The sequence below is a fragment of the Staphylococcus sp. GDY8P198P genome (assembly GCF_017891615.1).
GTDB classification, from domain to species: domain Bacteria; phylum Bacillota; class Bacilli; order Staphylococcales; family Staphylococcaceae; genus Staphylococcus; species Staphylococcus cohnii.
This window is the reverse complement of record NZ_JAESJQ010000005.1, coordinates 129189-141301: the sequence shown is the minus strand read 5'-3', so window position 1 is coordinate 141301 and position 12113 is coordinate 129189. Positions and strand designations below refer to the sequence as shown.

Here is a 12113-nt window from a genome sequence, read left to right as displayed (position 1 = left end):
TGAAGTTTTATTCAAGATAAAGCTGAAAGTTAAAGTGAATAATAATATGTTTGGTTCGAAAGGGAGTAATTGATGATGTTTGCAAAAGTAGAAAGACAAAGTAATGGTATTGACTTAATTAAAATAGACAATGAAGCAACTAAGATTGTTTTCACGAACTATGGCGCCCGTATCGTGTCATGGAAATATGATGATAACAATATTGTATTAGGTAATGTGGTAGAAGCGGATGAATTCTATCAACAAAACCCTTTTTATTTTGGTGCTACTGTAGGTCGTTATGGCGGACGTATAGCAAATGCTGAGTTTCATTTAGATGGTACAACGTACCGATTAGATACAAACGATGGTGAAAATAATATTCACGGTGGCTTTAAAGGTATAGATAAATGTTATTTCGATTATGAAATATTTGAGCAAGTAGGCCAAGTGAAAATTGTATTTTCTACCACAATTCAGCAGTCAGATGATCATTTCCCAGGAAATATCAATTTAGAGGTGATACATACTTATGATGTTGACCACAAATGGACAATTGAGTATAAAGCTGTAGCTACCGAAAAAACAATTTTTAATCCTATGAATCATGTATACTTTAATTTGAACAGAGACAATAACGTCATCGATAATCATAGCATCTCAAGTTCAGTATTAAAAATGCACTTATTAGACAATAATCATTTTGTAACAAAACAAGAACCATTAAATTTAGAAAGTGTGTTTGAGCGTAGTCAAATTCAATTTAAAGATATTTTTAATAGTGAACACCATGATATTCAAACACAAATGAAACGATATGGTGGTCTGGATCATCCGTTTCAAATTGGAGAGCAAGGTATGAAAGTTGAAAATAAGCATTTTCAACTTTCTGTTGAGACAGATATGCCTAATGTCGTGATTTTTACTTTTAATGATACTACGGAATGGGAAAGTGACTTTAATATTTATAAAGCACATTCAGGATTTACATTAGAAACGCAATGCATCCCCAATGATATTAATTTGTATGGAGAAAATGCGCCATCAATATTAGAAGCGAATCGACCTTTTTATTCTAAGACTTCATATAAAATTGCTGAAAAAACAGGTGGGGAAGCAGAATAATATTACTGTGGTTGAATCAAGTACATTGAAGTGATTTAAAGTAATGCAAAATAATCAAGTGATACTTGTGAATAAGCAACCGACGTTTTATAATATCGTGCTATAGAAGATAGGTTTAAAAGAAATACTCAGGTTAGTGAATCTGTATGAATATCATATTTTGTCAGTTACTTAACCTGAGTTTAATAAATGTATAATATTTACAGATGCTTGTTGTACAGGGGTCTGTTTTTTTATTGCGCATTAGAATATGGCATTTTAGTATATTGTGATATTTATTTTTGTGCGCGTTTTAGATACTTTTCTAATTTGCGTCGTCTTTCTTCAGTTAAATAAGGATTTTTTAAGGCATAGGCTAAGCGCGCAACATTTTTATTATCATTGTAATAAATATCATTGAGTTCAAATACAGTTAAAAGGGAATCTTGCTCTCCGTATTTTATGAGCTGAAGATGAGATGAGTCGCTAACAAAACCTTCTTTAATTACTCTAAGGTAACAACCAGTTCTACATGTACTAGACATACGTTTAATAAGGTTAGGAATTTTATACTTTTCTTGTATTTTCCAACAAGGTTCTCTAATCTCTGAAACTTCGATAATCGCTTCACCTAATTGAAATTGATCACCAAAATGTAAGTCTTTTTCATCCAAATCTTTGACAGTTAAATTTTCGCCAAACATTGCATACTCTGGTAAAACCGAGACATCATCTTTCCATAAATTATAATTTTTTCACTATATAAACACACAGCTTTATTGGGACCGCCATGTCCTTTGTATTCTTGCTCATCTTCAGAAAAACCTGTTTTTGAAAGCCACATTCTACCGGTGAATGGCTGTTTGTTAAGTGCTGAACGCATCGGTCTTTTAGAACTATAAGGTAAATCTTCTATTTTTCCTGTAGCAATCGCTTTTAAATCATAAATCATGACAATCCCCCTTGTTGGTTATGTATTATTATTGTAAAGCACATATTTGATTATGCAAGAAGATATATTAATTTAAAATTTATACATATTTTTTAGCTATGTATTTTTTTCAATCTCATGTACAATAAAGGTGAGAGTAAGTTATGTAAAGGGGACGCATTATGGATACGAAACAGTTGAAAATTAGTACATTTAATGACGCGTTAAGCCAAATCAGCGACGGTATGGTAGTTGGAATTGGTTCTGGTTCAACAATAGAGTTGCTTGTCCCAAAATTAGCTGAGAAATTGAACCATGAACAGATTGATATTACAGGTGTATGCACTTCTAATAAAACCGCTTATATCGCCAAAGAATTAGGTATTCGAGTAGTGGATGTCAATGATATTGAGAAAATAGACGTTGCAATTGATGGTGCAGACGAAGTGGACAACAATTTGAATTTAATTAAAGGTGGCGGTGGCGCATTATTTAGAGAAAAAGTGATTGACGCCATGGCGGAAAAATTTATTGTTTTAGTCGATGAATCTAAGTGTGTATCATATTTAGGTGAAACGTTTAATTTACCTGTAGAAGTAGATAAATTTAATTGGTTATTAGTTTCTAAAAAAATTGCAGCTTACGATAATTTGCAAGTGATACGTCGGATGGTGGATGATGTCCCATTTATAACTGATAATGGAAATTATATTCTTGATGTTACATTGAATTCATCTATCGATCCTTATGCTATGCATGAATTTTTAATTCATTTAGTAGGTGTCTTAGAAACTGGTTATTTTATCGATGTTACAGATCAAGTCATTATAGGTACACAAAAAGGTGTTAAAATTTTAAATAAATAATAATTTGGTATATTAAAATATAATAAAAGCAGGTTAACTACCGGTATAAATTAAGATAATCATGAGGTTTAGTCATTGTATCTGAATATACGGTAAGTGTAACCTGCTTTTTGTTAATTAGCGACGATGATCACGTTTGTTTTTTAGTTTAAAAGGTGAGCGTTGTCGTTTTTTATTTTGTTGTGTGATTGTCTCAGAAGTATTTTGATCATTATCATGTTCTGTTGATGTTGCTTCTGTTTGTGCTCTCTCAGTAGAATTTTCAACAGCACCGTTTACCTGTGTTTTAACATGGTTGTGTTCTCCTTGAACGTCGTTGTTCTCAGGTGTTTGTGGTGTGTTTTCATCTATAATATTGTTTCGACTGTCATCATGATTTGTTTGTTGGTGATTATTTTGAGTGTCAGTATCATCCATAAGTTCAGTTGATGTTTTTGAGTCAGCATCATCTGAATTTATATGTTTGTCTGTTGCCTCTTCAGTTTGAGAAGTAGTAGATTCACTGTGCTCGTCATCTTCTGTATGAACTTGTGCTTTTGTTGTTGCATCATCGGGTGTTTCACTGCTGTCTTCTTCTTGAGGTGCTTCTGAATATTCATTAACGTGGTCCAAATAATTATTATTATCGACTTCATCTAAACTGCGCTTTGTAAAGAAATAGAGTATCGCGCGAATAATAATACTTAATAAAATGTAAACGACTGCTACAGCTGATGTAGATAGTGCAATTACTTTCATTGCGAAAACACTGCCGAGCTCTTCATTGAATAAGAAAACAAGACCAAATGACATTGCTGCATGGAATATCGTTGCGATATAAATCGTGCGTCCTTTTGTAGCACGAATCAATTCACCTATAATCATAGAGAATGCAAATGTATATAATAAACCATATAAAGTATATTCAAGACTAAATACCATGTTTATATTCCAAATGGAATATAATATACCAACAATAATTGATGCAAAAAATGTATTCATTTTCGTTTCTATAATGTTTTGCAAGTAAGAACGGAAACCGAACTCTATTAAGAATGCCATCACTAGCTGTCCGAGTATAATTGCAGTTATAGAAACTGATAAATCTTCTGCTTGTAATAATACAAAACTATCTGCAAAGATGTTGAAGCTTACCATAGCAATCAAGAAAATGACTAAAGGTAATATAAATGCAAGTAGAATTCGTTCAATCACTTTTAAATCTATTGTTAGTTTTAAACCAGATAACTGCGCTTTGCGATTACTAAAAACAATAATACAAATAAGCGCAGCAATAAATGGTGCTATAGCACTTAAGTCAAAGACAAAAGTTTTAAGTGAAATAGTACTTTGTAAATCTTTTAGTATAATAGGAGCTGCATAAGCAATAATAAAGAAAATAAAAATCATTATTGCCCATTGAAAACCTGATATACGTTGTTTATTCATTATGTAACCTCCAATAGGGTTCAGAAAATCATTTATCACTAATTATACATATTTATTAATCAGAAATAAATTAAATTTAGATATTTATCATTGAAATGTAATAGTAATGCCAAAACTAACATCTAAATGAAATAATTAATTGTAATTTGAAAAATTAAGCAGCTGAATATTGGGTAAATAAAAGCATAAATTGAATTGAATTCAATGTAAGCGTATACTTTTATATGAGGATATTGTTTTAAAAGGAGGAGAATTATGTATAAATTAGCACAGCGCGATTTATGGACAGGTAGAGTCGATAGTGAAACAGATTCATCTCAATTTAGACATTTTCAAACTGTAAATTTTAGGAATATCAAAGATGACTATCGTGAGAAACGCCAAGGTGTGGGGTTATTAGGTTACGCAGTAGACAAGGGTGTTGAATTGAACAAAGGAAGATTAGGTGCAAAAGAAGGTCCCGACGCAATTAAGAAAGCATTTGCCAATCTACCTGTGTTGAGTGACTGCAAGATATATGATTATGGTAATGTAGAACATGATCACAATCACTTAGAAGATACCCAAAAAGAATTCGCACAATATGTTGCAACCTCAATCCAAAGACATAAACAGACGTTCTTATTGGGAGGCGGACATGATATCGCTTATGCCCAGTATTTAGGCATAAAAGAAGTTTATCCTGATGCTTCTTTAGGTATTATTAATATTGATGCGCATTTTGATACCAGAGCAGAAGCACAGTCCACTTCTGGAACGAGTTTTAGGCAGATTTTAGATCAAGATAATCAAGCAGACTATTTAGTATTAGGCATACAACAAGGTGGTAATACACAAGGCCTATTTGATTATGCAAACGAAAAAGATATCGGCTTTGTTTATGCCGAGGAATTATTACATCAAATATCTCCTCCTGTAAAAGATAAGGTAGAACGTTTTATACACAACCATGACGTTATTATGTTCACAATATGTATGGATGTTATCGATAGCGCATACGCACCAGGCGTAAGTGCTAATGCAGTATTAGGCCTATTTCCGCATATTGTACTTGAACTTGCCAAACGTATTATCCCAAATGAAAAAGTCTCAACGATTAGCATTGCTGAAACCAACCCTAAATATGATGTCGATAATCGTACAGCAAAGCTCTCAGCTAATTTTTTACATCATTTTATTCTTTAATATTCCAATAATAAAGACATAAATCTATAAAGGAAAGTACTCGTTCAGGGTGCTTTCTTTTTTTTAAGTAATTGATGTAAATCGTACGACTGAGTGTTGGCTTAATTTCAATTGCATCTAAATCTCGTGCATTAAAAGATTGGTAATAGACACGTGGTATGACTGCATAACCTAATCCTCGATGAACGAAATTAGTTGAAGCTTCAAAGCGGTCGGCTTCAATAATAATATTTGGATGAATATTTAGACGGTTAAAATAGTCATCTAAATGCTTGCGTACTTGTGAACCTTTTGTAGGTAAAATTAGTGGTAAAGATTTAATAGAAACTTTTTTGCTATTCGGGAATGTATTTTTAGGCGTTATGAGTACATAAGATTCTTTATATAGTGGGACAGAGTGTATATCGTCATGGACAATCTGCTCATTTGTTAGGCCTAGATGATTTTCAAAATTTAAAAGTCGCTCTAATATGGTGCTCTGATCATGTACTTCTGAAGCATGATATGTTTGGTCTGCATATTCCTTTTGATGCATAGCAACTACTTGTGAGATCCATTGATTTGAAGATTCAAGAATAGAAAATTTTATTTTAGGTGCATGCCCCATTTTTAAATCATACATTTTTTCCAGCGTTTGATGATAACTTTGCACGAGTTGAACGGCATAGTTATAAAAATGGATACCTTTTTCTGTAATTTTAATATCCTTTGTAGTTCTTAAAAATAAATCATAACCTAAATCTGCTTCTATTTTTTTAATTGTATTCGTTAAAGACGGTTGGCTTATATGTAAAAAATCTGCAGCCTTTGTAAAACTATTATATTTAACGACGGCAATAAAATATTCTAATTGAACAATTTTCAAATGAATGTCACTCCTAAATGATTCGTGTATTTATAGTTTAAAACTATTAATAATTAGTTTATTGATATTGGTAGTCTATATAATAACATATTATACTTTTAGATATAGAGGGAGTCGTACTTTCATGTTAGGGGCGTGAAGTACATGTGGAGATTTTTTATTTATAGCTTGATTGGCATTATATTTTTCTTTGTTCCTGTGACTATACATGGTCAATCAACAATTATGATTGATCATATTGTGCAATGGATCACACTAATCGTGAAACCTGTTTTACCATATTATGTATTGATTTTAATTATTATAGGTGCAATTCATCCATTTCTCAATCAACGGTGGAATGAATCGAAAACAAACATAATCTTTAGTTTATTTAAAGTGGTAGGGGTATTCATTGCTTTCATGGTTGTTTTCAATATAGGGCCTGCTTTTGTTTTAAAAGAAAGTATCGGACCATTTTTATACGAAAAGCTAGCAATACCATTAAGTGTTTTAATTCCTATAGGAGCGATATTTTTATCATTTTTAGTAGGTTTCGGCTTGTTAGAGTTTATCGGTGTGATTTGTCGGCCGATAATGCGACCAATATTTAAGACGCCAGGAAAATCAGCGGTCGATGCAGTAGCATCATTTGTTGGTAGTTATTCAATAGGCTTACTGATAACAAACAAAGTCTACAAGAGTGGTAGTTACACACATAAAGAAGCAGTAGTTGTAGCAACAGGATTTTCTACGGTTTCCGCTACGTTTATGATTATTGTAGCTAATACATTAGGAATTATTCAGTATTGGAATTTATATTTTTGGTTTACACTCGTAGTGACATTTATTGTTACTGCTATTACCGTACAACTCCCACCTATCAGATTTGAACAGCATACGACATATAAAGACCAGCCATATAAAAAAGAGATTCGTAGAAATATGCCATTATTAAAAGAATCTTGGTTAGAAGCAAAATTAGCTGTGAAACAGTCAAAGTCATTAATGGAGCATGTATTTGAAAATTTAAGAGATGGTGTCGTAATGACTATAGCTATTTTACCTTCTATCATGTCAATAGGTTTTCTAGGGTTAGTAATCGCAGAATTTACACCAGTTATCGAATATATTTCTTACATCTTTTATCCATTCATTAGCATTTTTCCAGTAGAAAATGTGGGGTATTAGCACAGGCTTCAACGATTTCAATTGTTGAAATGTTATTACCAGCTGCAATTGCACAATCAGCAGATTTAGCAACAAGATTTACAGTAGCAGTAATGAGTGTTTCAGCGATTATCTTTTTTTCAAGCGTTGTTCCAGTCATATTATCTACAGAAATTAAAATTTCAGTAGGAAAACTTGTGCTTATTTGGTTTGAAAGAGTAGTACTAACACTACTGATTACAATTCCATTTGCATTATGGATATTTTAAATATCAAAACAAAGGTTGAATTAAAATCGATGAAGGAGAGATTTTTCATGAAAAAAATTAAAGCAAAAAAAGGTTTAGAGATTGAATGTAAAGGTTGGGAACAAGAAGCAGTATTACGAATGCTATATAATAATTTAGATCCTGAAGTTGCAGAAAGACCTGAAGATTTGGTTGTCTATGGTGGCATAGGTAAAGCAGCTCGGAACTGGGAGGCATTTGAAGCAATCGAATCCACACTGCGTTCATTAGAAGCTGATGAAACAATGTTAGTCCAATCAGGTAAACCGGTTGCTGTATTTAAAACGCATGAAGAAGCACCACGTGTGTTACTTTCTAATTCTGTATTAGTACCTGAATGGGCAAACTGGGATCATTTTAATGAATTAGATCAAAAAGGATTAATGATGTACGGACAAATGACTGCGGGTAGTTGGATTTATATAGGATCACAAGGCATCGTTCAAGGTACATATGAGACATTTGGTGAACTCGCTAATCAACATTTTAATGGCAAATTAAATGGGACGATTACACTAACTGCTGGTCTTGGCGGTATGGGTGGTGCACAACCATTAGCAGTTACAATGAATGGCGGTGTTGTCATTGGAGTTGATGTAGATGAAACCCGCATTGATAAGCGTATTGATACACGTTATTGTGACGTGAAGACACGAGATTTAGATGAAGCATTAAGTTTAGCGGAAGACGCACGCAAACAGGGTAAACCATTATCTATTGGATTGGTTGGTAATGCGGTCGATGTACATCAAGCAATTTTAGATAAAGGATTTAGAATTGATATTATTACGGATCAAACGAGTGCACACGATCCTTTAAATGGATATGTGCCACAAGGGTATTCATTACAAGAAGCAAGTGCACTACGCAATAAAGACCCAAAACAATACGTAAAAGAATCTCAAGCATCAATGCATAAACATGTCTCGTTGATGTTAGAATTTCAAAAACAAGGTGCAGTCGCTTTTGATTATGGCAATAATATAAGACAAGTCGCATATAATGACGGCTTAAAAAATGCTTTTGATTTTCCTGGGTTCGTGCCAGCATATATCAGACCATTATTCTGTGAAGGTAAGGGGCCATTTAGATTTGCAGCATTAAGCGGAGATCCTAAAGACATTGAGCGTGCAGATGAAGAAATGAGAAAGCTATTTCCTGAAAATGAAAAACTTATCCGTTGGCTAGATTTAGCACAAGAGAAAATTGCATTTCAAGGATTGCCTTCAAGAATTGCATGGTTAGGTTATGGAGAACGTGCAAAAATGGGATTGGCATTAAATAGACTTGTACGTGAAGGTGAAATTTCTGCACCAATTGTAATTGGCCGAGATCATTTGGATTCGGGTTCAGTAGCTAGTCCTAATCGTGAGACTGAAGGCATGAAGGATGGCTCAGATGCTGTAGGAGACTGGGCAATATTAAATGCGTTAATCAATACTGCAGCAGGTGGATCTTGGATTTCATTCCATCATGGTGGAGGTGTTGGTATGGGTTATTCATTACATGCCGGCATGGTAGTTGTTGCTGATGGTTCAGAAAGGGCAGACAAACGGTTAGGACGAGTACTAACTACAGATCCGGGTATGGGAGTAGTAAGACATGCTGATGCAGGTTATGAATCAGCGATTAATGTAGCAAATGAAAAAAGTATTCACATTCCAATGATTACGGGAAAAGGAGATAAAAAATGAACGACTTAATTATTCAAAACATTAAACAACTAATTTTACCAAAGGCTACCGATCGTCCTTTAAAAGGCAAAGAATTAGATGATTTAAACATTATTGAAAATGGAACAGTAGTTGTGCAAGATGGCAAGATTGTTTATGCTGGTGAACATTCTGAGGCTTATGAAGCAAATGAGACAATAGATGCCTCAGGAAAAGTCGTTTCACCTGCATTAGTAGAAGCACATACGCATCTTGTGCATGGTGGCTCACGTGAACATGAGATGTCACTCAAACGTCAAGGTGTCTCTTATTTAGAAATACTTGAACAAGGTGGCGGCATATTATCTACTGTAGAAGCTACACGTCAAGCGACAGAAGACGAACTTTTTGAAAAAGCGGAAAAAAACCTATTAACCATGTTACAACACGGTGTCTTAGCAGTTGAAAGTAAGAGTGGTTATGGATTAGATAAAGAAAATGAACTTAAACAATTGAGCGTTTCGAATCGATTAGCAAAAAAATATAATTTAGACATGAAACATACATTCCTTGGGCCACATGCTGTACCAAAAGATGCGAAGTCTAACCAAGCTTTCTTACAAGAAATGATAGATTTATTGCCAGAAGTTAAACCGTACGCTGACTTTGCTGATATTTTCTGTGAAACAGGTGTGTTCACTGTAGAAGAATCTAAAGCTTATATGGAAGCGGCTAAAAAACAAGGCTTTGATGTTAAAATTCATGCGGATGAAATTGATCCATTAGGTGGTTTAGAACTTGCAATTGATGAAAATGCAATCTCTGCAGATCATTTAGTAGCATCTAGTGAAAAAGGCAAACAAAAATTGAAAGATAGTGATACGGTTGCGGTATTACTTCCAGGTACAACTTTTTACCTTGATAAGGAATCATATGCAGATGCGAGAGGTATGTTAGATAACGACGGTGCTATTGCCATAGCTACTGACTTCAATCCAGGTAGCTGTGTGACTAATAATTTACAATTAGTGATGTCTATTGCAGCATTAAAATTAAAATTATCCCCAAATGAAATTTGGAATGCAGTGACAGTGAATGCAGCTAAAGCGATTAATGTTGATGCAGGTACCATCAATAAGGGTGATAAAGCAAATATTGTAATTTGGGATGCACCGAACCATGAATATATTCCTTATCATTATGGTATTAATCACGCAGAAAGAGTGATTAAAGATGGCAAGGTACTATTTGATAATCGCGTAAAACTTTAAAAGTGAAACTGTAATTAAAATGAATCATTAAGACTTTTGACACTAGATAGAGTGAGGAATGAAATCAACAATATTGATTTGTTCCTTGCTCTATTCTTATTTTAGTTATTTTTGTAATATACATACTTTCTAAACGTAAAATCTAAAAGTACATAAAACGCAAGTTAATAAAATATTTTGACAATTATGATAGTATAATAATTAAAGGGGTTGGGGGTGAAGTATAGTGTGAGTAACGCTGGATATATTGATCAATGGAAAGGCGACATAGTACAGAATATGCTTACAGGTATATTACTTGCACTTGCATTGTTGCCTGGAGCAATTGCTTTTTCATTTATAGCAGGCGTGACCCCAACAATCGGTATGTTAAGTACTGGTTTGATGATGCTCGTACTCAGCTTGACTGGAAATAGAACCTTGATGGTTTCAGCACCAAGTAGTGGTGTATCATTAGTCGTAGCACCTTTAGCAGCAAGTCACGGGATGCAAGCAGTCATTTTAGCTACATTATTTATGGGAATCATTCAAGTTATATTGGGATATTTTCAAATTAATAAATGGTTAGAATTGATACCAGTAGGTGTAGTAATTGGATTTATGAATGCTTTAGGAATACTATTATTCACATCTCAGCTAAAGAATATCTTGGGGATTTCTATGCCAACGTATATTGTTGCAATCGTATCATTTTTAATTATTTGGTTGGGCAATCGATATATCAAAATTATCCCTGCACCGTTAATATCAATCATAATATTGACTATATTTTCGTGGATATTAAAGCCTGATATTAAATATGTGCATGATTTATCTTCAATACATATTAAACTACCTTATCCAAGTATTCCTACTGAAATATTAAATGTTAATTTCTTCTTAACTGCGTTGTTATATGGATTGATGATGGCTATTGTTGCAATTGTTCAAACGACTTTAACAGCAAGTATGATGGATGAAGTAACCGCTACAACAAGTGATAAAAATCGTGAGTCGATAGGTCAAGGTATAGCCAATTTTGTAGTAGGGTTATTTGGTGGTTATGGTGGAAGTGCGCTTGTTGGGCAATCACGTTTTAATGTGACAATGGGTGCGAATTCTAGAATTTCGACGTTTGTTACCGGTAGTTTTTTACTGGTAAGTTTATTTGTTTTTGGTGAAATTATAGGACATATTCCAATGGCTGTTTTAGCTACTGTACTCATTACCATTTCACTGAACACATTTGATCGACGTACAATACCTTTTATACGCCAATCGCCATTAATAAATGCTTTCATTGTAATACTAACGATGGTGCTTATCCTAATTTCTAATAATTTAGCGCTCGGAGTAGTGGTTGTAACAATACTATATTATTTTTTAAAACGTTTTATAAATTTAGAAAGGACGTGAC

At 33.6% G+C, this 12113-nt stretch carries 8 protein-coding genes and 2 pseudogenes; 7 read left to right on the top strand and 3 right to left on the bottom strand.

What is annotated here, in order from left to right:
- The first annotated feature begins 75 nt into the window (after positions 1-75).
- The gene (locus KA824_RS05155; protein ID WP_181187377.1) at positions 76-1104 is read left to right on the top strand and encodes an aldose epimerase family protein; all 1029 of its coding nucleotides are present in this window, start codon (positions 76-78) and stop codon (positions 1102-1104) included.
- A gap of 275 nt (positions 1105-1379) precedes the next feature.
- Here the strand turns inward: KA824_RS05155 and KA824_RS05150 are convergent.
- Positions 1380-2035 (bottom strand): annotated as a pseudogene (locus tag KA824_RS05150) (MOSC domain-containing protein).
- A 158-nt stretch (positions 2036-2193) separates the two neighbouring features.
- Between KA824_RS05150 and KA824_RS05145 the strand changes: the two are divergent.
- The gene (locus KA824_RS05145; RefSeq protein WP_181187394.1) at positions 2194-2880 is read left to right on the top strand and encodes a ribose 5-phosphate isomerase A; all 687 of its coding nucleotides are present in this window, start codon (positions 2194-2196) and stop codon (positions 2878-2880) included.
- A gap of 117 nt (positions 2881-2997) precedes the next feature.
- Here KA824_RS05145 and sdpC read toward each other — a convergent pair whose 3' ends face one another.
- Positions 2998-4308 (bottom strand): peptidoglycan release complex CPBP-like subunit SdpC, encoded by a 1311-nt coding sequence (gene sdpC, locus KA824_RS05140; protein ID WP_107386227.1) that lies wholly within the window; start codon positions 4306-4308, stop codon positions 2998-3000.
- Positions 4309-4563: 255 nt separating this feature from the next.
- Between sdpC and hutG the strand changes: the two genes are divergently transcribed.
- Positions 4564-5493 carry a formimidoylglutamase gene (hutG, locus tag KA824_RS05135; RefSeq protein ID WP_107384914.1) on the top strand — a complete coding sequence of 310 codons (930 nt, stop codon included), beginning with the start codon at positions 4564-4566 and terminating at the stop codon, positions 5491-5493.
- Here the strand turns inward: hutG and KA824_RS05130 are convergent.
- On the bottom strand, positions 5483-6358 hold the full coding sequence (locus tag KA824_RS05130; RefSeq protein ID WP_107384915.1) for a LysR family transcriptional regulator: 876 nt from the start codon (positions 6356-6358) through the stop codon (positions 5483-5485). The two genes, hutG and KA824_RS05130, sit on opposite strands and share 11 nt — an antisense overlap.
- A 144-nt stretch (positions 6359-6502) precedes the next feature.
- Between KA824_RS05130 and KA824_RS05125 the strand changes: the two are divergent.
- From KA824_RS05125 to KA824_RS05110, 4 genes and pseudogenes are all read left to right on the top strand, one after another.
- A pseudogene (locus tag KA824_RS05125) lies at positions 6503-7776 on the top strand (YjiH family protein).
- Positions 7777-7823: 47 nt separating this feature from the next.
- Entirely contained in the window at positions 7824-9488 is a 1665-nt protein-coding gene (gene hutU / locus KA824_RS05120) for a urocanate hydratase (protein WP_107386225.1), read from the top strand.
- On the top strand, positions 9485-10717 hold the full coding sequence (gene hutI / locus KA824_RS05115; RefSeq protein ID WP_107384918.1) for an imidazolonepropionase: 1233 nt from the start codon (positions 9485-9487) through the stop codon (positions 10715-10717). The genes hutU and hutI overlap by 4 nt, the downstream gene beginning before the upstream one ends.
- A 228-nt stretch (positions 10718-10945) precedes the next feature.
- The gene (locus tag KA824_RS05110; protein ID WP_233422648.1) at positions 10946-12112 is read left to right on the top strand and encodes a SulP family inorganic anion transporter; all 1167 of its coding nucleotides are present in this window, start codon (positions 10946-10948) and stop codon (positions 12110-12112) included.
- Position 12113: the final 1 nt, after the last annotated feature.